18 protein-coding genes are annotated in these 22,572 nt (G+C 69.9%); 9 read left to right on the forward strand and 9 right to left on the reverse strand.

Features of this window, described 5'->3' with window-relative positions; genetic code table 11:
• Window positions 1-30: 30 nt before the first annotated feature.
• Window positions 31-1,194: a VLRF1 family aeRF1-type release factor gene (locus BM085_RS34870; protein WP_093891057.1), complete on the forward strand. Its 1,164-nt coding sequence runs from the start codon at window positions 31-33 to the stop codon at window positions 1,192-1,194.
• A 339-nt stretch (window positions 1,195-1,533) separates the two neighbouring features.
• Window positions 1,534-2,943 (forward strand): sugar porter family MFS transporter, encoded by a 1,410-nt coding sequence (locus BM085_RS34875; RefSeq protein WP_093891058.1) that lies wholly within the window; start codon window positions 1,534-1,536, stop codon window positions 2,941-2,943.
• A gap of 155 nt (window positions 2,944-3,098) precedes the next feature.
• On the opposite strand, the gene BM085_RS45500 is transcribed toward BM085_RS34875, so the two are convergent.
• Window positions 3,099-3,611 carry a DUF1707 SHOCT-like domain-containing protein gene (locus BM085_RS45500; protein WP_093891059.1) on the reverse strand — a complete coding sequence of 171 codons (513 nt, stop codon included), beginning with the start codon at window positions 3,609-3,611 and terminating at the stop codon, window positions 3,099-3,101.
• 8 nt (window positions 3,612-3,619) lie between these two features.
• Window positions 3,620-4,372 carry a PadR family transcriptional regulator gene (locus BM085_RS34885; protein WP_093891060.1) on the reverse strand — a complete coding sequence of 251 codons (753 nt, stop codon included), beginning with the start codon at window positions 4,370-4,372 and terminating at the stop codon, window positions 3,620-3,622.
• A gap of 195 nt (window positions 4,373-4,567) precedes the next feature.
• On the opposite strand from BM085_RS34885, the gene BM085_RS34890 reads away from it, so the two are divergent.
• A complete protein-coding gene (locus BM085_RS34890; protein WP_093891061.1) occupies window positions 4,568-5,851 on the forward strand; it encodes an MFS transporter in 1,284 nt (427 codons plus the stop codon).
• 162 nt (window positions 5,852-6,013) lie between these two features.
• Here BM085_RS34890 and BM085_RS34895 read toward each other — a convergent pair whose 3' ends face one another.
• Window positions 6,014-7,975 (reverse strand): ricin-type beta-trefoil lectin domain protein, encoded by a 1,962-nt coding sequence (locus tag BM085_RS34895; RefSeq protein WP_093891062.1) that lies wholly within the window; start codon window positions 7,973-7,975, stop codon window positions 6,014-6,016.
• Between the two features lie 213 nt (window positions 7,976-8,188).
• Here BM085_RS34895 and BM085_RS34900 point away from each other — a divergent pair, with 213 nt between their 5' ends.
• Window positions 8,189-8,917, forward strand: a complete 729-nt coding sequence (locus BM085_RS34900; protein WP_093891063.1) for a metal-dependent hydrolase — start codon at window positions 8,189-8,191, stop codon at window positions 8,915-8,917.
• A 188-nt stretch (window positions 8,918-9,105) separates the two neighbouring features.
• Complete coding sequence (acnA, locus tag BM085_RS34905; protein ID WP_093891064.1) at window positions 9,106-11,877, forward strand: aconitate hydratase AcnA; 2,772 nt, start codon at window positions 9,106-9,108, stop codon at window positions 11,875-11,877.
• Window positions 11,878-11,955: 78 nt separating this feature from the next.
• Here the strand turns inward: acnA and BM085_RS34910 are convergent, their stop codons facing one another.
• The 3 genes from BM085_RS34910 to BM085_RS34920 all read right to left on the reverse strand — a co-directional run bounded on the left by BM085_RS34910 (window position 11,956) and on the right by BM085_RS34920 (window position 14,891).
• Window positions 11,956-14,172, reverse strand: coding sequence for an MMPL family transporter (locus BM085_RS34910; protein WP_093891065.1), 2,217 nt, complete (start codon window positions 14,170-14,172; stop codon window positions 11,956-11,958).
• A gap of 123 nt (window positions 14,173-14,295) precedes the next feature.
• The gene (locus BM085_RS34915; protein WP_093891066.1) at window positions 14,296-14,565 is read right to left on the reverse strand and encodes a hypothetical protein; all 270 of its coding nucleotides are present in this window, start codon (window positions 14,563-14,565) and stop codon (window positions 14,296-14,298) included.
• Window positions 14,562-14,891, reverse strand: a complete 330-nt coding sequence (locus BM085_RS34920; protein WP_093891067.1) for an ArsR/SmtB family transcription factor — start codon at window positions 14,889-14,891, stop codon at window positions 14,562-14,564. Before BM085_RS34920 ends, BM085_RS34915 begins: the two co-directional genes overlap by 4 nt.
• Window positions 14,892-15,534: 643 nt before the next feature.
• Between BM085_RS34920 and BM085_RS34925 the strand changes: the two genes are divergently transcribed.
• The 4 genes from BM085_RS34925 (at window position 15,535) to BM085_RS34940 (ending at window position 19,958) form a co-directional block, all read left to right on the forward strand.
• Window positions 15,535-16,650: a sugar ABC transporter substrate-binding protein gene (locus BM085_RS34925; protein WP_093891068.1), complete on the forward strand. Its 1,116-nt coding sequence runs from the start codon at window positions 15,535-15,537 to the stop codon at window positions 16,648-16,650.
• 61 nt (window positions 16,651-16,711) lie between these two features.
• Window positions 16,712-17,476, forward strand: coding sequence for an ATP-binding cassette domain-containing protein (locus BM085_RS34930; RefSeq protein WP_093891069.1), 765 nt, complete (start codon window positions 16,712-16,714; stop codon window positions 17,474-17,476).
• A complete protein-coding gene (locus BM085_RS34935; RefSeq protein WP_093891070.1) occupies window positions 17,473-18,720 on the forward strand; it encodes a sugar ABC transporter permease in 1,248 nt (415 codons plus the stop codon). The genes BM085_RS34930 and BM085_RS34935 overlap by 4 nt, the downstream gene beginning before the upstream one ends.
• A 35-nt stretch (window positions 18,721-18,755) precedes the next feature.
• Window positions 18,756-19,958, forward strand: coding sequence for an ROK family transcriptional regulator (locus BM085_RS34940; RefSeq protein WP_093891071.1), 1,203 nt, complete (start codon window positions 18,756-18,758; stop codon window positions 19,956-19,958).
• 85 nt (window positions 19,959-20,043) lie between these two features.
• Here the strand turns inward: BM085_RS34940 and BM085_RS34945 are convergent, their stop codons facing one another.
• The 3 genes from BM085_RS34945 to BM085_RS34955 form a co-directional block, all read right to left on the reverse strand.
• Window positions 20,044-20,568, reverse strand: a complete 525-nt coding sequence (locus BM085_RS34945) for a coiled-coil domain-containing protein (protein WP_143121189.1) — start codon at window positions 20,566-20,568, stop codon at window positions 20,044-20,046.
• A 240-nt stretch (window positions 20,569-20,808) separates the two neighbouring features.
• Entirely contained in the window at window positions 20,809-21,588 is a 780-nt protein-coding gene (locus tag BM085_RS34950; RefSeq protein ID WP_143121190.1) for a neutral zinc metallopeptidase, read from the reverse strand.
• A 108-nt stretch (window positions 21,589-21,696) separates the two neighbouring features.
• Window positions 21,697-22,512 carry a neutral zinc metallopeptidase gene (locus BM085_RS34955; protein WP_143121191.1) on the reverse strand — a complete coding sequence of 272 codons (816 nt, stop codon included), beginning with the start codon at window positions 22,510-22,512 and terminating at the stop codon, window positions 21,697-21,699.
• Window positions 22,513-22,572: the final 60 nt, after the last annotated feature.

Raw genomic sequence — 22,572 nt, forward strand, 5'->3', positions numbered from 1 at the left:
TTGGAGGCCGGACCATCAGGGGGGAACGTCGTGAGATTCGATCGTGCGGCTCTGCGGGAAGTCGTCGCCATCCACGACGACCAGGGGGTTCTGTCGTTCTACGTGACCGCCGACCCCCGGGAGGAGGCGGCGGTCCGGCCCGCCTGGCGGATCCGGTTCGGCAACCAGCTCACCGAGCTGCGGGAACAGGTCATGGCCGACGAGGACCGGGCGCGGCGGACGGCCGTCCTCAAAAGGCTGGAAGGGCTCGACCAGGATCTCGGGCTGCTGCTCAACCCGACCGAGTCCGGGCTGGGGCGGGTGCTGTACGCCCCGATCGGCAGTGACGAGGTGTGGACCTTCTCCTTCCAGCTGCCGGTCGCCGACCAGATCGTGCTGGAGTCGACCGCCTACGTCCGCCCGCTGGTCAACACGGTCGAGACCGCGCCGCCGGCCGGGATCGCGCTCGTCTCCCGGGACGGACTACGCATGATCGACTACCGGTACGGCATGGCCGAGGACGCCGACAGGACGTACTTCGACGTCAGCGCCGAGGACTGGCGGCAGATGCGCGGCCCCGCCGCCTCAGAGCTCGCCCGGCAGGGCGCGGCGCACCGGGACAGGTTCGAGCGCCGGGTCGAGGACAACCTCACCAGGCTGCTGCGTGCCACCGTGCCGGACATCGCCGAGCAGGCCGAGAGCCGGGGCTGGACCACGGTCGTGCTGATCGGCGACGTCCAGCTGACCGAGGTCGTGGCGGCGGAGCTGAACGGCGACGTCATCCAGATCGACGCGGTGGTGGACTCGCTGCCCCCGGCGAAGATCGCCGAGTATGCGGAACCCCAGCTGCTGGCCGCCCGGACCCGGCGCGGCGTCGAGCTGGCGGAGCGGGTCAAGGACGCCGCCCTGTCCGGCGGGCGCGGGTCACTCGGCCTGGAGGAGACGCTCACCGGGCTCAACGAGAGCCGGGTGGCTCAGCTCCTGCTGGCCGAATCCCGTGAGTGGAGCGGCAGCCGTACCGCCGGCGGGTGGCTCTGCCCGCCCGGCCAGGTGCCGCAGGGGGAGACGGCGCAGTCGCTCGTGCAGGAGTCCAGGATGGGGGAGCGCATGATCGAGCGCGCTCTGGACATCGACGCCGAGGTGGTCGTCCTGGACCAGAAGGCCTCCGAGGCCCTCACCGACTTCGACGGGGTCGCCGCGGTCCTGCGCTGGTAGGAGACACGAGTCCGCCGGGCGGATGCCCGCACCTCTTCCCAGGGGCTTCCCGGCTCTTCCCGAGGTGCCGGGCGTCTCGCCGTCCCGGGCCGCCTGTCGCGCCCGGGAGCCCGCGACGGCCGCGCGCGGCGCCTGGCGATCACGCGCGGCGCGTGACGCCCGGACGCGGGGCCTGTGACGAGAGCCGCGCTGATCCACAGCGAGACGCTGTGAGACACTCTTCATTAAGTCGAATTATGTTTTCGCAGCTCATGACATGAACAGCCCCCCGAACCGGATCGGGTGCGATCTCCTGTGCCGATCCAGGGATACCTACGTTCTTCGGGGGAAAGGACGGTCATGGTCGGTACCGCCTCTTCGGGCACTTCCAGTGAGCATCTCGGGCATGTCGTCTTCATCACCGCCGCGGCGGCACTGGGCGGGTTCCTCTTCGGCTACGACAGCGCGGTCATCAACGGCGCCGTCACCGGAATCCAGAAGCACTTCGGCGTCGGCCCTGTCCAGATCGGCATCGTGGTGGCCATCGCGCTGCTGGGCTCGGCGGTCGGCGCGTGGATCGCCGGAAGCATAGCCGACCGCTGGGGGCGCACCAGGACCATGCAGGTGGCCGCGCTCCTGTTCGCGGTCAGCTCCATCGGTCAGGCGCTGCCGTTCGCGATCTGGGACCTGGCCTTCTGGCGGGTGCTCGCCGGCGTCGGGATCGGCATGGCCTCGGTGATCGGGCCCGCCTACATCGCCGAGGTCGCCCCGCCGGCCTACCGGGGACGCCTGGGATCCTTCCAGCAGCTCGCGATCGTGCTGGGCATCGCGGTCTCCCAGCTCGTCAACTACGCGATCGCGCAGACGGCCGGAGGCAACGTCAACAACGTGCTGTTCGGGCTGCAGGCCTGGCAGTGGATGCTCGGCGCCTGCCTGATCCCCGCCCTGCTGTACCTGCTCTTCTCGACGATCATTCCCGAGTCGCCGCGCTTCCTCATCGCGGTGGGGAAGACGGACCTGGCGCGCCAGGTGCTCAGGGAGGTCGAAGGCGACAAGGTCGACCTGGACGCGCGGGTGACGGAGATCTACAACCTGCTGCGCAGCGAGCGCCCGCCCCGGATGCGGGACCTGCGCGGCCCGGCGCTGGGGCTGCTGCCGATCGTCTGGATCGGCATCCTGCTCTCGGTCTTCCAGCAGTTCGTCGGCATCAACGTCATCTTCTACTACTCCGCGTCGCTGTGGCAGTCGGTCGGCATCAACCAGAGCGACTCGCTGCTGATCAGCTTCTCCACCTCGATCATCAACATCGTCGGCACCTTCATCGCCATCGCGCTGGTCGACCGGATCGGCCGCAAGCCGCTGCTGCTGATCGGTTCCGCGGGCATGGCGGTCGCGCTCGCCACGGCCGCGTGGGCCTTCAGCGCGGGAGTCCACACCGGCGACACCGTCCGGCTGCCGGGGTCGCAGGGCACCGTCGCCCTGGTCGCCGCACACGTCTTCGTGCTGTTCTTCGCGCTGTCGTGGGGGGTCGTCGTCTGGGTGCTGCTCGGCGAGATGTTCCCCAACAGGATCAGGGCCGCCGCGCTGTCGGTGGCCGCCGCGGCCCAGTGGGTGGCCAACTGGCTGATCACCGTCTCGTTCCCGTCCCTGGCGGCGTGGAGCCTGTCCGGGGCCTACGTGGGCTACGCCTTCTTCGCCGTGCTGTCCTTCGTCTTCGTGCTGTTCAAGGTGAGGGAGACCAAGGGGCGCAGGCTGGAGGAGATGGGCTAGGACCGTGCCGGTGCCTCCCGTGAACCCTGTGAACCCGGCGGAGTCCCCGGCGGGTTCCGTGCCTCCCCCGCGCCCCCGGACGGGCCACGTGTCAGGGCCGTGCCGCCGGCCGGGTCCGTGCCCGGCGCGGGTCCCCGTGCCGGCCGGGCCGGTGCTCAGTGGCGGGGGCCGCCTCCGGCCCGGACGCGCTGCCACCGCCTGCGGTGGAGCATGCCCGCCACGGCCATCGCCAGCCAGGCGAGGAAGACGAACTTGAGCACCCAGAACCCCGTGGTCGCCACCCCGATGACCAGCATCAGGATCAGGAACGGGGCGACCGGCGGCCCACCCCGGCGGCCCGCCCGGTGCCGGTGCCAGGCGGCGGGGTGGTGGCCGCCCCGGCGCGGGCCGCGGCCGTGATGCCCGTGCCACGCTCCGGCCCAGCCGTGGTCGCGGTGCTCCCATCCGAGCGCGGGGCCGTCGCGGTCCTCGGGGCGGGGGCCGTCCAGGTCGGGCAGATCGGCCGAGGTCAGCGCCAGCTCGCGGCCGGTGCGCGCGGACAGGGTCAGCTCGATGCGCTCGTCGAGCTCCTCGTGGGTCAGGCGGCCCTGCGCGTAGTGCTCACGCAGGGCCGTCACCGCCGCGTCGCGTTCGGCGTCTCCGATACGGAGGTCGTCCCGGGACGTCATCGGGCCGCTCACTCCTCGCCGGAGTCGCCGTCGGCCAGGATCTGGTACAGCTTGCGGCGCGTCTCGGTCAAAATCTGCCTGGCCTGGCGGATCTGCGCGTCGCTGCCGGTCTGCAGGATCTGGAGCATGGCGAACCCCGACTGGCGGGCCAGGTTCATCATCTCCCAGGTGCTGTCGTCGACGTCGGGCGTCATCTCCTCCCAGGGGGCGCGCACCTCGTCGGCGTGCTCGGCCACGTAGGCCCGGCCCGCCTCGGTGAGGCGGAAGGACTTGCGGCCGTCGTTCTCCTCCGACAGGACCAGGCCCTCGTCGGTGAGCTGCTGCAGTGCCGGGTAGACCGCGCCCGGGCTGGGCTTCCAGCCGCCCTCGCTGCGCCGGTCGATCTCCTGGATGATCTGGTAGCCGTTGCGCGGCTCCTCGGTAAGCAGCGCGAGGATCGCCGCGCGGACGTCACCCCGCTTCGCCTTGCGCCCCCGGCCGAACGGCGGACGCCCGCCGAACGGGCCGCCGCGTCCTGGACCGCCCCTGCCGAAGTCCCAAGGGAAGGCGCCGCCGCCGAACGGGCCGCCGCGGTGCCCCCGGTGCCGGTGCTCATGGGGGGCCCAGCCGTGCGGGCCGGGCCCGCCGTGGTGGGACTCGCCCTGCTGCCAGCCGGCGGCCATGGTCCGCCAGGCCTCCCTTGCGGCGCGCTTCATCTCGCGCCGGAGCTCGTGCGGGACGGCCCGGCCCCAGTCGCCGCCCATCGTATGTGCGGAAGTCATGATTCCTCCTCGTATCGCGATCGTCTTTCGACCGCTCTCGATGCTTCAAAGATATATCGAGAACATTCTAACGACAAGTCTATGAGGTGATATGGGGGTTTTGGCTGGTCCGAGCCCTGATGAGCCGTCCGCCTCTTCCGTCTGGTCGTCCCAGCGGATACAGTGTGACCCCCTAAACGTGTTAGGTGGTTACGTATGACGGTCCAGGCGGAGCGGGTGGGCGGAACGGTGCGGCGGAACGAGAGGGCGCTCATCGGTTTCACCGTGGCGACCAACCTCGCCGACGGGGTGGCCAAGATCGTCCTTCCGCTGCTCGCGGTCGGGCTCACCGACTCCCCGGGCCTGGTCGCCGGGGTGGGGCTCACCCTGACGCTGCCGTGGCTGCTGGCCTCGCTCCACGTCGGGGTGTTCGTCGACCGCAACGACCGCAGGCGGCTGGCGGCCGCGGCCAACCTGATCAGGCTCGTGGTCGCGCTGGGCCTGCTGGCGGCCCTCGCCGGCGACGCCCTGTCGCTGCCGCTGCTCTATCTCGCGGGCGCCGCCATCGGCCTGGCCGAGGTGGTGGCGGACTCCGCGGTCGGCGCCCTGGTCCCGGCGGCCGTGCCGAGGGAGCGGCTCGGCCGGGTCAACGCCTGGATCGCCGGCGCCGAGACCGTCGCCAACGAGTTCGCCGGCCCGGCCATCGGGGGCCTGCTGGTCGGCTTCGGCGCCGCGCTGGCCCTGGGCTCCTCGGCCGCCGCCTTCGCCCTCGGGGCGGTGCTGCTCGCGCTGCTGGCCGGCCGGTTCCGGGTGAGCGCCGCCGAGGAGCGGGACTCCGGGCGGGCCCGCCGGCCGGGGAGCGTCCGGGCGGAGATGGTCGAGGGGCTGGCCTTCCTCTGGCGTCACCGCCTGCTCCGCACGATGTCGCTGACCATCTCGGCGCTGGTGGCCTGCTGGAGCGCGTGGCTGGCCCTGCTGCCCTCCTACGCCCTCCGGCTGCTCGACCTCGACCCGGCGGGGTACGGCCTGCTGCTCAGCTCGATCGGCCTGGGAGGGCTGCTCGGCGCCGTGCTCGTCACCACGGTCAACCGCCTGCTGGGCGTGCGCTGGGCGCTCTTCGCCGACCTGGTCGGCACGGTCGTCATGATGATCGTCCCAGCGGTGTTCCCCGACGTCTGGGCGGTCGGCGCGGCCGCCTTCGTCGGCGGCATGGGCGGCACGCTCTGGACGGTGAACAGCCGCACCCTGGCCCAGATGATCGTCCCGCACCGGCTGCTCGGCCGCTACGGCTCCGCCGCCCGCCTGCTGAGCTGGGGGATGCTCCCGATCGGGGCCGGTCTGGCCGGGCTGCTGGCCGAGATCGTGGGTCTGACCGGGGCTTTCGCGATCTTCGCGGTGGTCGCCGCCCTGCCCGTCGTGCCGTTCCTGATGACCGTCACTCACGGTGATATCGAGGGCGCCCAGCGGAGAAGTGAGCTAGATCACGAAATTCTCGGCTGATTTCGGAACAACCATTGAGACCTGCACGTTACAAAGGACATAGACGGGATTCGTTCCGTGCCGGAAGGGCTGGGGGGTGCTTTCGGTGCGGAACGGTCCCGTCTGTCGTTTCCGGGATGTGCGGGCGATCCGCCGGAGAATCTCCGGCGGATCGCCTGTCTCTCAGTAGACGTCGGCCGTGAGGAACTTCCACGGGTCGGGCGCGCGGCCCGCGCCGGCGCTCCACTTCTGTCCCGCGGCCCGCTGGAGCACGATCGCCGAGCCGTCCGAGGTCCCGGACGGGGCGATCGCCCATCCGGTGTCCTTGCGCGACAGGAACGTCCCGCCGGTCAGGTTCCACCGCATCGACGCCGAGTACTGCCCGACCGCCGAGGAGCAGTTCGCCACCTGGATCGGCTGGCCGGCCGCGACCGTGCCCCCCTCCAGGTCCACGCAGAAGCCGGGGGCGGCCAGGTTGTGCAGCTGCCCGGAGACCGGGTTGTGCGCCCAGAACTGGTCGGCGTTGCCGTCGCAGGCGTAGAGCACCAGGTTCGCCCCGCTCGCCGGGGAGTTGCCGGGCACGTCCAGGCACTTGCCGCCGGACCTGAGCTCGGTGTAGGTCAGCGCCTTCTTCGCCTCCCAGGTGAGGACCTGCCGGGAGTCGCCGGAGTCGCAGGCGGCGAGCGTCAGCCTGGCGCCGGGGGCGCCGCCGGCGAGCGTGGCGCACAGCGCGGGGGCGTCGGCGGCGTGCAGGCGCGCGCCGTCATGGGTCCAGCGCTGGGCGGCGCTGCCGTTGCAGTCCCACACCTGGATCGCGGTGCCCGCGGTGAGCCGGCCGCCGTCGATGTCCGCGCAGCGGTCGTGGGAGAGCTCGGTGTGCAGGGACTTGCGCGCCGGGTCGTACCAGAAGGCCTGGTTGCGCGTGCCCTCGCAGGCCCAGCCGAGCAGCTTGCGGCCGTTGCGGGTGGAGTTGCCGTCCACGTCCAGGCAGTCGCCGGTCGCGCCGTTCCTGAGCTGCCTGAACTCGGGCAGGCCGGGGTAGAGCGCCGGGGTGAGGGTGCCGGCGGGGAGCATGCAGGTGGCCTGGGTGGTGTCCGCCGCGTAGAAGCGCCCCAGGCAGGCGCCGAAGGCGGCGTGCCCGGCGGAGTTGGGGTGGAAGGACTGCTGGGTCGCCCGGGGGTTGAACAGGTCGCCGTTCACCGCGTGCAGCCCGGTCACCCAGGGGCCGTCCATGCAGACCTCGCGGCCGTGGAAGAGCCTGCTGGCGTCCAGGTAGCGCGCGCCGGCCAGGCCCGCCGCCCTGCGGATGCCCTGCTCGAAGATCGGCACCGCCTTGTTGCGGGCGAAGGCCAGGTCGGAGAGGTAGCCGAGGCAGCCGCCGTTGTACCAGCCGGGGAAGTTCGGGTTGTCCTCCACGTCCGGGCTGGCGGGGCCGGGATAGCTCATGGCGACGAGCTGGTAGTCCGCGGTGGCGTAGCCCGCCTCCGTCATGATCTGCCGGATGTCGCGCAGGGCCTTCTCCACCCGGGGCACGATGAAGTCGATCCGGCCCGCCCAGCCGGCCGAGTGCCTGGGCCAGCAGTTTCCCCTGAACAGGACCCGGTCCTCCACGCACCCGGTCATGGTCGGCCCGAACTCCGGACCTCCGGTGTCGTTGGCCCCGACCACCACCGTGATCATCTTGATGCGCGTGTTGCGGGCCTTGATCGCCAGGTTGTCGCCCTGGTTGAGCTCGTTGTACTGGTGGGTCCCGCCGATGGTGATGTCGTTGGTCTGCCCGCCGGAGCAGGCGAGGTTGAAGGTCGCGTCGGCAGGGATCCCGGTGACGTGGATCGCGGCCTTCTTCGACCGGTGGCACCAGTTGTCGGGGCCGTCCGTTCCCTGCTCGTAGAGAGAACGGTCGAAGGCGCCCTCACCGGAGATCTCGCTGTCGCCCAGCGAGACGAGCCCGGTCTTGCGCTGATCCATGGGCCGGATGGCCTCGTCGCCGTAGAGCTTGACGGCCTCGGCCCTGCGGACGCTCTCCAGTGCTGCGGGGAGCGGCCTGGCGTCGTTCTGTACGGCATGCGCCGCCGGGGCGGCGAGGACGGCTCCGGTGACCGCGACGAGCGCGGCCATGACGAGTCCGGGCAGGCGGAGGGGCATGGGGGGTTACCTCTCGCGAAGGGATGGGGACATCGAGACAAGCGCTTGTTACGCTCAGGTAACCTCAAAATCCAAAAAAGGTGAACAGCACTCATGTATCGGATTGGTCTCACTGGCTCGACGCGCCGATGACGCAAAATGGCACGGTCCTCTTCTTGGGGCGGGCTTTGCCGTAGAGTCGCTTAGCGTGATCTTGATAGGGGTGTTCGGCCGATGATGGGGCATACACACGCGCTGACGGGAGCGATCGCCTGGCTGGGGGTGGCGCCGACGCTGGCGGCCCTGCCGCTGCTCACCGAGTCCACCCGGTTCATGGAGACCGGCGTCATGGTGAACGCGCTCACCCCGGCCGAGTTCGTCGCCGGGGCGCTGATCTGTTCCGGGGCCGCGATGCTTCCCGACCTCGACCATCCCAGCGCGACGATCGCCCAGACCTTCGGCCCGGTCACCTGGGGGCTGAGCAAGGCCGTCGCGTGGCTGAGCGGCGGTCACCGCAACGCCACCCACTCGCTGCTGTTCGCCGTGGGCGCCGGATTCGGCGCCCACTACCTGGCCAGTACCTATCCGATCGGCCGTGACATCCTGGTCGTGCTGCTCATCGGCCTGGCGCTGCGGTCGATCGGGATCGGCATCCCGGGCAAGAAGTTCGCCTCGGCGATGGTCAACATCGGCCTGACGGTCGGGCTGTTCGCGGTGTTCCGCAGCGACAACGTGGGTTACGCCTGGCTGGGGCTGGCGGTCGCGGTCGGGTGCCTGACCCACGTCATCGGGGACTGCTGCACGGAGAAGGGCTGCCCGGTGCTGTGGCCGATGCGGCAGCGATGGCTGCTGCCGTGGAAGATCGGGATCAAGACCGGCCGCGCCTTCGAGCAGAAGTTTCTGGCCCCGGTGCTTTCCGTCGTCGTTCTCGGGCTGCTCTACTTCCGCCTCGCCCCACTCTGAGCATACTGGCGGGTAACTTGATGTCGAGATATCTATGACGATATCTTGATGTCGAGACATCCGCTGCAGCCGACGGGTTCCGGGTTAGGCATACCTAACTGACTTGGGCACTCCGGCGGTGCGGCAGGATTCAATTGCGCCTTTTTTGGTTGGCGCGCCGGACAACTGGGTGATGAGGGAGGCGAACCGTGTCCGCGAACAGCTTCGGCAGCCGTGACACGCTCCGCGTCGGTGACGCGGGATACGAGATCTACCGGCTGGACGCCGTCGAGGGGTCGGGACGCCTCCCGTACAGCCTGAAGATCCTTCTGGAGAACCTGCTCCGTACCGAGGACGGCGCGAACATCACCGCCGACCACATCCGGGCACTGGGCCAGTGGGACCCCAGCGCCGCGCCGAGTGTGGAGATCCAGTTCACCCCGGCCCGCGTGATCATGCAGGACTTCACCGGCGTCCCGTGCGTGGTGGACCTGGCCACGATGCGTGAGGCCGTCCGCGACCTCGGCGGCGACCCCGCCAGGATCAACCCGCTCGCCCCGGCCGAGATGGTCATCGACCACTCCGTCATCGTCGACTTCTTCGGCGGGCCGGACTCCTTCCAGCGCAACGTCGACAGGGAGTACGAGCGCAACCGCGAGCGCTACCAGTTCCTGCGCTGGGGCCAGACCGCCTTCGACGAGTTCAAGGTCGTCCCGCCGGGCACCGGCATCGTGCACCAGGTGAACATCGAGCACCTGGCCCGCGTGGTGATGATCCGTGACGGCAAGGCCTACCCCGACACCTGCGTCGGCACCGACTCCCACACCACCATGGAGAACGGCATCGGCGTTCTCGGCTGGGGTGTCGGCGGCATCGAGGCCGAGGCCGCGATGCTCGGCCAGCCGATCTCCATGCTGATCCCGCGCGTGGTCGGCTTCAAGCTGACCGGCAAGCTCCCCGCCGGGGCCACCGCCACCGACCTGGTCCTCACGATCACCGAGATGCTGCGCAAGCACGGCGTCGTCGGCAAGTTCGTGGAGTTCTACGGCGAGGGCGTCTCCAGCGTGCCGCTGGCCAACCGCGCCACGATCGGCAACATGAGCCCCGAGTTCGGCTCCACCTGCGCGATCTTCCCGATCGACGGCCAGACGATCGACTACCTCACGCTGACCGGCCGCTCTGCCGAGCAGGTCGCGCTGGTCGAGGCCTACGCCAAGGCCCAGGGCCTGTGGCTGGACCCGGAGGCCGAGGAGCCGGTCTTCTCCGAATACATCGAGCTGGACCTGGCCACGGTCGTCCCGTCCATCGCCGGCCCCAAGCGCCCGCAGGACCGCATCGCGCTGTCGGACGCCAAGAGCGCCTGGCGCGCGGCCGTCAAGGACTACGCCCCGAGCGTCCAGGGCCCGGTCGACGAGGCGTCCGACGAGTCGTTCCCCGCCTCCGACTCGCCCGCGGTCTCCCACGAGGGCAACGGCGACAAGCCGCACGCCCCCGGCCTCAACGGCGACCGCCCGCGCAGGCCGGTCCAGGTCACGCTGTCCGACGGCACGAGCTTCGAGATCGACCACGGCGTGGTGACCATCGCGGCCATCACCAGCTGCACCAACACCTCCAACCCGTTCGTCATGATGGGCGCCGCGCTGCTCGCCAAGAACGCGGTCGACAAGGGCCTGACCCGCAAGCCGTGGGTCAAGACCTCCCTCGCCCCGGGCTCGCAGGTCGTCACCGGCTACTTCGAGCGCTCCGGCCTCCAGCCGTACCTCGACAAGCTCGGTTTCAACCTGGTCGGCTACGGCTGCACCACCTGCATCGGCAACTCCGGCCCGCTGCAGGAGGAGATCTCCGCCGCCATCCAGGCCAACGACCTCGCGGTCACCGCGGTGCTGTCCGGCAACCGCAACTTCGAGGGCCGGATCAACCCCGACGTCAAGATGAACTACCTGGCCTCGCCGCCGCTGGTCGTCGCCTACGCCCTCGCGGGCACCATGGACCTCGACCTGAACACCGAGCCGCTGGGCACCGGCACCGACGGCGAGCCGGTGTTCCTCGCCGACATCTGGCCCTCGGCGGAGGACATCTCGGCGGCCGTCGCCTCCTCCATCGACCAGGACATGTTCCTGCACGACTACGCCGACGTGTTCAAGGGCGACGAGACCTGGCGCTCGCTGCCGATCCCGACCGGCGACACCTTCGAGTGGGACCCGGCCTCGACCTACGTCCGCAAGGCCCCCTACTTCGACGGCATGCCCGCCTCCCCGGAGCCGGTGACCGACATCTCCGGCGCCCGGGTGCTCGCCAAGCTGGGCGACTCGGTCACCACCGACCACATCTCCCCGGCCGGCTCCATCAAGCCCGGCACCCCGGCGGCGGAGTACCTGCGCGAGAACGGCGTCGCGGTCAAGGACTTCAACTCCTACGGCTCCCGCCGGGGCAACCACGAGGTGATGATCCGCGGCACCTTCGCCAACATCCGGTTGAAGAACCTGCTGCTCAACGGCGTGGAGGGCGGCTACACCCGTGACTTCACCCTTGAGGGCGGCCCGCAGTCCTTCATCTACGACGCCTCCGCCAACTACCAGGCGGCGGGTATCCCGCTCGTCGTCCTGGCGGGCAAGGAGTACGGCTCCGGCTCCTCTCGTGACTGGGCCGCCAAGGGCACCGCGCTGCTCGGCGTCCGCGCCGTGATCGCCGAGTCCTACGAGCGCATCCACCGCTCGAACCTGATCGGCATGGGCGTGCTGCCGCTGCAGTTCCCCGAGGGCGAGACGGCCGAGTCGCTGGGCCTGACCGGCGAGGAGACCTTCGACTTCGTCGGGGTCGAGGAGCTCAACAAGGGCGGCGTCCCGCAGACCGTGACGGTCAGGGCCGACGGCAAGGAGTTCCAGGCGGTCGTGCGCATCGACACCCCCGGAGAGGCGGACTACTACCGCCACGGCGGCATCATGCAGTACGTCCTGCGCTCCCTGCTCGCCAAGAGCTGAGGCAGGGGGGCGGGGCCGCACGCGAGCCTCGCCCGCAAAAAGGGGGAACACCCCGGACAAGAGCCGCCCGGCGGGACATCATCCCGCCGGGCGGTTCCGCATCCAGACCCGCTCCCCGAGCAGTGCCATCGCGGCCGGCAGCAGCACGCCGCGGACCACGGTCGCGTCGATGAGGATGGCAACCGCCATGCCCAGTCCCAGCATCTTGTACTCGATGGCGGACAGCGTCACGAAGACCGTGAAGACGCCGATCATGATGAACGCCGCGCCGCTGACGACCCCGGCACTGGCAGCGATGCCGCCGACGATCGCCTCGCGCGCGGAGGCTCCGCCGAGTCGGCGTTCCTTGATGCGGCTGAGGATGAAGATGTGGTAGTCCATGCTCAGCCCGAACAGGATGACGAACATGAACAGCGGCAGCCAGCTCACCACCCCGCCATAGGAACCGAATCCCAGCAGCGACTCCAGATGGCCGTCCTGGAAGACCCAGACCAATACCCCGCACGAGGCGCCGACGGACAGCAGGTTGAGCAGGATCGACATCAGCGGGATCGTCCACGACCGAAACGTCACGGCGAGGAGCACGAACGCCAGGGCGAGGACGAAGGCGACCACGATCGGGGTCCGATCGTTCACCTGCACGGCGAAGTCATGGGGCGTGGCGGTCTTGCCCGTCACGGCGTAGGAGACGCCGGTCACCTGCCCGAACGTCGCGGGCAGCGCCCGCCCGCGCAGCATGGCCAGCGCCCGATCGGCCACCGGGTCGGTGACGGCCCCGGCCAGCGGTACTCGCACCACCATCGCGTGGCCGACCGGGACGGCGGTGATCGGTTCGAGCAGCAGACCGCCGCTGAAGGCTGCCTGCCGGTGCAGCCCTTCGATCGCGGCGCGCACCTGCTGAGTGTCGGCCGAGCCGCCGTCCCCGCGTGCGAGGACCACGCGGGCAGCCGTCGCCGCGCCGGGAAATTCGCGCTGCATCGCGGTCGCGGCGTCCACCGCCGGGGAGATGCCGGGCGGCAAGCTGGCAGTCACGGCCGCGTCCTGGAGCCGGATGCCGAGCACGGGCAGCGCCAGCACCAGCAGCACCATGCTCATGGCGGCCCCGCTCAGCACCGGCCTGGCGACCACGGCGCGGGCCACCTGCCCCCAGATGCGGGACTCGCCGGCCGCGATCCTGCGCCGGCCCAGCCAGGGGATGCGGACCCAGTCCACCCGGTGCCCCAGAACGGCCAGCAGCGCGGGCAGCACCGTCAGCGAGCCGAGCACGGCCAGGCCGACGACCAGGACCGTGCCGGCGGTCAGGCCCTTGAAGACGTCCACGCCGGTGAACAGCAGCCCGACCAGGCAGAGCATCACGGTCAATCCGGAGGCCACGATCGCGTGCCCCGATGTCTCGACGGTACGCCGCAGCGCCTCGCGCACGTCATGGCCCGCGGCGCGTTCCTCCCGGACCCGGCGCAGATAGAACAGCGAGTAGTCGATGCCGACGGCCATGCCGATCAGCAGCACGATGGCCGAGGCGGCGCCGTTGAACGGCACCCACTGCCCGATGAACCCCAGCAGTCCGAACGTGGCCGCCACGACGGTCGCCGATAGCAGTAGCGGGATCCCGGCGGCGATCAGCGAGCCGAACACGGCCAGCAGGATCACGATGGTCAGTGGCAGGGACGTCGTCTCGGCGCGCCCGAGGTCGTTCTTGATGCCCTCGTCGACCGCACCGGACAGGCTGCGGTCGCCTGCTTGGCTGAAGCGCACCCCGGGATGGCGCCGCTGGGCCTGCTCCACGGCTGCGATGGCAGCGGCGTAGTTGTCGTCGAACCGTTCGTCTGGACCGGCCACCTCGAAGGTGACCAGCCCGGAACGACTGTCGCGCGACACCCAGCGCTCGCCGTGCGCCGCCAGCGGCGAGCCGATGTCCCGGACCGCCTCCGGTGTCCGGCGCAGCAGGGTCACCAGGTCTTTCGCGGCGGCGCGCAGCTTCGGGTCGTCGGAGAAGCGGCCTGTGCCATCACGCGACTGGATCAGCACGTTCTCCCGCACCGAGTCGTCGCTGCGCTGGGCGTTCACCATCTGCTGGGCGCGGCCTGCCTCGCCGGGGTCGACGGCCCGCGCGTTGTCACCGGAGACCAGCGCGCTGGACAGCACGGCGGCCAGGACCAACGCGACCCAGCCGGCGATGGCCAGGGTGCGGTGCCGGACCGACCAGCCCGCGACGGCCGCGATCACCCCGGTCCTGGCCATCGGGGGGCCGGGCGGCATGCCGGCGCGAGGGGTCGATTTGCTTTCGGGCAGCATGAACTGCTCTCCTCGTTCTTGGTGGAGTGTTCCTGTGGAGCTCGCCTGCCGGCGAGGTGGTTCGTCTCCCCGCTCCCGGGCCGTCGAGTTGCAGCTCGGCGGCCCGGAACCGTGTCTCGGGGGCTACTCCACGTCCTTGAGCACCAGCTCAATGGCGTCGGTACGGTCGCGCAGCGCCGAGAGCCGGTCATTGATCTCGGCGAGCTGCCGTCCGATGTCCTGCTGGGAGGCGGCGGCGGTCTCGGCGATCTTCTTGTACTCCGCCTCGCGTGCCAGCTGAGCCTTGGCCCGCCAGGAGATGGCGAATTGCCAGATGATCGTGACGATTACGGCGGTGATCAGGGCGAACATGCCGATGGTGCCGATGACCTCCTGCCACTCGTGCTCGTTCATCGCTCCGAGCCCTTCTCGGTGGTCAGCGTCCGTACGGCGTCCAGGATGAGCTCCGGCGTCAGATGGACCGAGAACCTGCGTAGCTCGTAGTACTTCATTGCCTTTCCTTCTTCCGACAGCTCCAGCTGCGAGGAAACCAGACCGGCGGCCTCCAGCTTCTTCAGGTGGACCTGGAGCAGCGCCCTGCTGATGCCGAGCTCACGCGCCAGTCGGCTCACGTAATTCCGGCCGCCTGCGAGGGCCGCGATGACGCGCAGCCGGTGCGGGCTGGACAAGGTGGCCAGCACCCGCACCAGATCGTCTCCCGTCGGCGCGGGATCACTCACCTCAACCTCCAGTACATGCCAATGAACATTAGCAGGTGCCTAGAATAATTACCTTTTCTTCAGAACCCCGCACGGCAGAGCGTTCGCCTCCGCGCTGCACACCCTGACCAACAGGGTCTCGCGGCAGAGGGGCGTCCGGCTGCACCTGGAACCGTCGGCACCGGTCAACCGGTGAGAGCTCACGAGGTGCTCAATCCGCAGCCTGAACTGGATCGCCGCCGGCGAGAATCCGGTAGGCGCCGGCTACGGACGGATGCCGGCCCGGCGGCGTGGCATGGTCTGTCGGAACTGAGTATTTCTGCGAACCACGTAGCGTCACGCCAGTCGCACAGGGTTACTTTGCCGGTGGTGGCGGCGGCCCGAGCGGGGGGCCCGGATCGGTGACGGCAACCGCGGTCAAGTGACAGCCATCTCGGCGAGTTGCACGTGCAGAGCGCCGCCGGTTAAGTCCGCGTTTCTGGATTGTTACCGGCCACAACAAACTTTAGCGGTGGAGGGTCTGGCGTTCCTGGCCAGCGCGGAATACGTTGCCGCAAACAACATTCAACGGAACGGCACACCGAGACCCGGCAAGCCGTGCCCGCGAATTCGCCATGCTCCAACCCTCAGACCCCCCACTTTTCGAAGAAAGGACCCGTGCATCATGCGCAAGGGGATCCTCAGCCTGACCGCCGCCGCTGCGGCGATGACCCTCGGTCTCACCGCCTGCGGGGGCGAGAGCGGCGACACCAGCACCGCCCAGAGCGGCGCCACTCCCGCTGAGAGCAAGGTCGCCGGCAAGGTCGGCGTCATCCTTCCCGACAGCAAGTCCTCCGCCCGCTGGGAGACCGCCGACCGCAAGTACCTGGAGGAGGCGTTCAAGGCCGCGGGCGTCGCCTACGACATCCAGAACGCCCAGGGTGACAAGACCCAGTTCCAGACCATCGCCGACCAGATGATCACCAATGGCGCGACCGTGCTGATGATCGTCAACCTGGACAGCGGCACCGGCAAGGCCGTGCTCGACAAGGCCAAGGCCCAGGGGGTGGCCACCATCGACTACGACCGCCTCACCCTCAACGGCGGCGCCTCCTACTACGTCAGCTTCGACAACACCAAGGTCGGCACCCTGCAGGGTGAGGGCCTGGTGAAGTGCCTGACCGACAAGAAGGCCGACAAGCCGATCGTGGCCGAGCTCAACGGCTCGCCCACCGACAACAACGCCACGCTGTTCAAGAACGGCTACGACGGCGTGCTCAAGCTCAAGTACGACGCCAAGGAGTACGTCAAGGGGCCGGACCAGTCCGTGCCGGACTGGGACAACGCGCAGGCGGGCACGATCTTCGAGCAGATGCTCACCGAGCAGCCGAAGATCGCCGGTGTGCTGGCCGCCAACGACGGCCTGGGCAACGCCGCCATCGCCGTGCTGAAGAAGAACAGCCTCAACGGCAAGGTCCCGGTCACCGGCCAGGACGCCACCGTGCAGGGTCTGCAGAACATCCTCGCCGGCGACCAGTGCATGACGGTCTACAAGGCGATCAAGAAGGAGGCCGACGCGGGGGCCGCGCTCGCCATCGCCCTGGCCAAGGGTGAGAAGCCCGCGGCCTCCGGCTCGGTGAAGGACACCGAGAGCGGCGCGGACGTGCCGGCGGTCCTGCTCGACCCGCAGGCCATCTTCTTCGACAGCGTCAAGGACGTCGTGGCCGACGGGTTCGTGACCAAGGACGAGCTGTGCATCGGCGAGTTCGCCGCCAAGTGCGCCGAGGCCGGAATCCAGTAACGCGCCGGGGGCACGGCCGGCGGATCCCGCCGGCCGTGCCCCCGTACCCGAGGAGCCCCACATGACCCCCGTTCTGGAACTCCGCGGGATCGACAAGAGCTTCGGTCCCGTGCAGGTTCTCCACGACGTCGCCTTCTCCGTCTACCCCGGGGAGGTGACCGCGCTGGTCGGCGACAACGGCGCGGGCAAGTCCACCCTCGTCAAGTGCGTCGGCGGCATCCACCCGATCGACTCGGGCGAGTATCTCTTCGACGGCAAGCCCGTCCAGATCCACAGCCCGCGTGACGCCGCGGACCTGGGCATCGAGATCGTCTACCAGGACCTCGCGCTCTGCGACAACCTCGACATCGTCCAGAACATGTTCCTCGGCCGCGAGCACAGGCGCGGCATCGTCCTCGACGAGGACACGATGGAGGAGATGGCGGCCAGGACCCTGGAGAGCCTGTCGGTCAGGACCGTCAAGTCCATCCGCCAGCACGTCGCCAGCCTCTCCGGCGGCCAGCGGCAGACCGTGGCCATCGCCAAGGCCGTGCTCTGGAACAGCAAGGTCGTCATCCTCGACGAGCCCACCGCCGCGCTCGGCGTGGCCCAGACGGCACAGGTGCTGGAGCTGGTCCGCCGCCTCGCCGACCAGGGCCTGGCCGTCGTGCTGATCTCACACAACATGAACGACGTGTTCGCCGTGTCCGACCGGATCGCAGCCCTCTACCTCGGCCGGATGGCGGCCCAGGTGAAGACCGCCGAGGTCACCCACGCGCAGGTCGTCGAACTGATCACCTCTGGCCGGAGCGGGGACCTCGGCCTCACCAACGGAGTCACGGTATGAGCGCCACGATTTCCCCCGCACGCAAGGCCGAGGCGCCCTCGATCAGCGCCAACGTCCGCGGCTACGCCGAGCGGGTCCGCGGTGGCGACATGGGCGCGCTGCCCGCCGTGTTCGGCCTCGTCGTGCTCTGCACGGTCTTCGCCGTCCTGCGCCCCTCCTTCCTCACCGCGGGCAACTTCGCCAACCTGCTCACCCAGGGCGCCGCGGTCACCGTGATCGCCATGGGCCTGGTCTTCGTGCTGCTCCTGGGGGAGATCGACCTGTCGGCGGGCTTCGCCAGCGGTGTCTGCGCCTCGATCCTCGCGATCCTGCTCACCAACCAGGGCCTGCCCTGGTACGTGGCGGTGGGCGCGGCCATCCTGGCCGGTGTGGTGATCGGCGCCACGCTCGGCTCCATCGTCACCAAACTCGGCATCCCCTCCTTCGTGGTGACGCTCGCCGCCTTCCTGGCCTTCCAGGGGCTCGTCCTCCTGCTGATCAAGGGTGGCACCATCATCGCCATCCGCGACGAGACGATCCTCGCCGTCGCCAACAAGAACCTCCCGCCCGCGCTGGGCTGGGGGCTGCTGGTGGCCGGCGTCGTCGCCTACGCGGGGCTGCAGCTGCTGCGGGCACGCAAGCGGGCCGTCCGGGGCCTGGCGTCCGACCCGATCTCGCTGATCGCGGTCCGGGTGGGGGCCCTGGCCCTGCTCGGCGGGCTCGCGGTCTACTTCCTCAACGTGGAGCGCAGCCGCAACGCGGCGGTCGTCTCGCTCGCGGGCGTGCCGATCGTGGTGCCGGTCATCGTGGTACTCCTGCTGATCTGGACGTTCGTGCTCCGCCGTACCGCGTTCGGACGCCACCTCTACGCGGTCGGCGGCAACGCCGAGGCCGCGCGGCGGGCGGGCATCAACGTCGACCGGATGAAGATCAGCGCATTCGTGATCTGCTCCTCCATGGCCGCCGTCGGCGGCATCATCGCGGCATCCCGGGCCAGCTCGGTCGACCCCAACACCGGCGGCAGCAACGTGCTGCTGTACGCGGTGGGCGCCGCCGTCATCGGCGGGACCAGCCTGTTCGGCGGCAAGGGCCGGGTGCTGGACGCGATCCTCGGCGGTACCGTGGTCGCGGTCATCGAGAACGGCATGGGCCTGATGGGCTACAGCTCCGGTGTGAAGTTCATGGTCACCGGATCGGTGCTGCTGCTGGCCGCAGGGGTGGACGCACTGTCCCGCAAGCGGGCGGCCGCCACTGGTCTAAGGTGATCAGCGACCCCGACCCCCCGAAGGAAACCCACGCGATGCGGGCTGGCCCCTCCCAGGAGGAGATCCGGCGCCACAACCTCGGCGCCCTCCTCCGCCATGTGCACCTCGGCGGCCCCACCTCACGCGCGGAACTCACCAGCCGGATGGGACTCAACCGCAGCACCATCATGGCCCTCACCGCCGACCTGACCGCCGCGGGCCTGGTCCGGGAGGAGTTGCCCAGGGAGACCGGCCGCGCCGGACGCCCGTCCCTCGTGGTCCGCCCGGAGTCGGCGCGGGTCTACGTGTTCGCCCTCGACGTGGGCGTCGACCGGCTGGTCGCCGCCCGGGTCGGCCTCGGCGGCACGATCCTGGACCGGCGCGAGGCGGTACGGCGGCGCGGCCCGTTCTCGCTGGACGAGATCGTCGGGCCGCTCGCCGGGTTCGCCCGGCAGATGCACCGCAAGACCAGGCCGGACACGGTGTGCGTCGGGGTGGCGGCCGCCTTCGCCGGCGGGGTGAGCCGCAGCGACGGGGTCATCAGGTTCGGGCCGAACATGGGCTCGGTGGACGTGCCGTTCGCCGAGGAGATGGCCCGCAGGCTGGCCTTCGGCCTGCCGGTGACGGTGGGCAACGACGCCAACCTCGCCGCTCTCGCCGAGCACACCCGGGGGGTCGGCGTCGGCTGCCGCGACCTCGTCTACCTCCACGGGGACGTGGGCATCGGCGGCGGAGTGATCGTCAACGGCCAGCTCCTCGGCGGTCACGAGGGCTTCGGCGGCGAGATCGGGCACATGATCGTCAATCCCAAGGGCCGCCCCTGCGGCTGCGGCTCGCTCGGCTGCCTGGAGGCGGAGGTGGGGGAGCGGGCCGTGCTGGAGGCCGCCGGCAGGTTCGGCGCCCAGATGGGCAGGGACGCCGTCCGTGCCGTGGTCGACGCCGCCGACCGCGGCGACATCGTCGCGCAGGCGGCGCTGAGCCGTGTCGGCGACTGGCTGGGCCTGGGCGTCGCCAACCTCGTCAACGTCTTCAACCCCGAGATGGTCGTCTTCGGCGGCATGCTCCGGGAGGTCTACCTCGGCTCCGCCGCGCAGGTCCGCAGCCGTCTGGCCGTCGACGCCCTGCCCCCCTCGCGCGACAGCCTCCGCCTGCGTACGTCGGCCCTCGGCGATGACGCCACCCTCGTCGGCGCCGCCGAGCTCGCCTTCGCCCAGGTCCTCGCCGACCCTCTCGAAGTCCTCGCCCGGGCGGGTTCCTGACCTCTCGTGCGGCTCCGGTGCGCGACGCCGGATACGGACGACCGCCGACACCCCTCACCCGAGGAGTGCCGACGGCCGTCGCGCGTCACTTGATCAGACCGGCCACCAGGTGGCGAAGCTCGATGTGACCGGCCTTGAGGTCGGCAACATCACCCTCGGCCCGTTTCATGGACGACTCGAGGTTTCCGGCGGAGCGCTTGACCGAGGCCACGTCCCCGCGGAGCTCGTCCTGTCCGATCCGGAGGGCCACGGTGGTCATACGGAGCTCGGCGACACTCGACCGGAGCTCGTCCTGCCCCTGGCGTAGCTCGGCGACGCCCGACCGGAGCTCGTCCTGCCCCTGGCGGAGCTCGGCGACGCTCGACTGGAGCTCGTCCTGCCCCTTGCGCAGTCCGTCGGTGACCGTCCGGAGGCCGGTGACCTCCGTCCGGAGGCCGGTGACCTCCGTCCGGAGGCCGGTGACCTCCGTCCGGAGGTCGGCCGTCACCGTGCGCAGGTCGTTGAGCGCTTCGAACATCGCCGAAGTCATTGCCCTGTTCTCCTCGGTGCGTATGTTGAGCACGGCCACATCGGTCTCCAGGACCTGGATGCGCACGTCTGTCGTGTCCAACGCGTTCTTCTCCTCGCCGTCGGGCAATGGGGGGACCGGACCTGGTGTTACGGCGCGGAGGGCACACAGGTCGTGTCACCACATTACGCAGAGTCAAGTCCCTGTCGCCACTCGTGTCCGGCCCGGAACGGCCGGCGTTCTCTTCCCGGGAGTGAAGAACTCACCCTCCGGGTGGAAAGAGACGACCACCCGTCGCGCGGCTGTGGGACGGCGACGGGTGGTCGTGGAGAGGGGGAGTGGTCAGGCGACCTTGGACTTGGGAGCGGAGAAGGTGTTGCAGGCGCCGGGGCCCTCCTGGTCGAAGCCGCGCTTCAGCCAGTAGGCGATGTTGACGGCCTTGCCGTGGCTGGCGGTGTCGTAGGCGGCGCGCAGGACGTAGGTGAAGTCGGACTGGCGGCGGCCCAGGGACTGCCAGACGCTGCCGATGAAGGCGCCGCTGAGGCACTCGGCCTGGAGCTCGACCTGGCGGAGCACGGGCAGGAAGTCCTTGTCGCTCTTGTACGTCCGGCTGTCGACCGCGCCCATGATCCCGGAGAGCTGCTGCACGTGGTGGCCGTACTCGTGGGCCATCACCTGGAACAGGAACAGCTCGGTCGGCTGGGAGAGGATCGACGGGCTGAGGAAGAAGGTGATCTTCTTGTTGATCGGGCAGTAGACGGCCTGGGCCCCCTCGGGGAAGTCGCCGCAGCCGGTGGGGCGGCCGATCCGGGAGATCGTTTCGAGCCTGGGCCTGGAGAACGGCAGCTTCGCCTTGGTGAGCTGGTACTCCCAGCTCTCGTTGAGGCAGTCCATCAGGAATTCGAGGTAGACCCGCGAGGAGTCGAGGTCGTCGGGGCGGACGGGCTGCTCCTCGCACTTCTTGAGGTCGAGCTTCCCGCTCTTGTAGATCGGGTTGCCGGTCAGGGCCGTCTTGCCCGTGGGCGCCGGCCCGGCCTGCTCCGCGACGCCTGCGCCGGCGGTGCCGGCGAACAGCAGGCTCGCGAGCACGCCGGAAAGCACGGCGATAAGGGGGGTACGCATGATCCCGAACCCTAGTAGAGGGGAAACTGAGGGTAAAGCGGAATGCGGCCGTGCGGAAGGCACGGCCGCATTCTCGGCTGGAAGGGGTCGGGGGTCGCTGCGGGAGGGTCAGGCGACGCTACGGGGGGACGCGGTCCAGGTGTTGCACGCGGACGGGGAGCCCGCGTTGAAACCGCGCTCCATCCAGTAGGCCTGGCTGCGGCCCTTGCCGTGGTCGTTGGTCGGCCAGCTCTTGTGACCGTTCTCGTCCACCCACCGGACCATCGCGTCCCACTGCTCCTGGTCGACCGGCAGATCGTCGGCGACCTGCCGCAGGAAGGCGGAGCCCAGGCAGTCGGCCTGCAGTTCGAGACGGCGGGAGAAGGCGAGCTTGGTGGAGGACCTGGCCCGCCAGACGCTCTGGCCGTAGTAGTTCATGATGCCGGCGAGCTGCTGCACGTGGTGCGCGTACTCATGGGCCATGAACTGGGCGTGGTTCGGCCCGTACGGGTTCTTCAGCACCGCGCGGGTGACTCCGATGTACATGGTGCGGTTGCTGGAGCAGTAGTAGCCGCCCGCGCCGCTGGGCCAGCGGCCACAGGGGCTGCTCACCTTGGAGGTGACGAAGCGGAGCTTGGGCTGGGCGAAGGGCAGCTTCGCCTTCCTGAACTGGGTCTTCCACATCAGGTTCAGGCAGCGGTTGACGCGGGTCATGAAGATCTTGTAGGAAGCCGCGCTCCCCGCGCGGATCTGTCCGGTCGTGCACCGCAGGTCGGGCAGCGTGCCCGTCCGGTAGAGGGGGTTGGCCGTGGCGGCGGTGCGGCCGCGCGGGGGAGCCTGCTCCTTCGTGACGGAGGCCTTGGCGGTCTCCGCGACGGAGGCCTTGGCGGTCGAGGGAGTGGCGGCGTTCGCGGCACCGACGCCCGTGACCAGGGAGAAAGCCAAGGAAGCGACGATGAGTGACGATAGTTGCCTAAAGGGGAGAGTGCTCATGGTGAGGCAAAG

Source organism: Streptosporangium canum (assembly GCF_900113865.1).
Lineage (GTDB): Bacteria > Actinomycetota > Actinomycetes > Streptosporangiales > Streptosporangiaceae > Streptosporangium > Streptosporangium canum.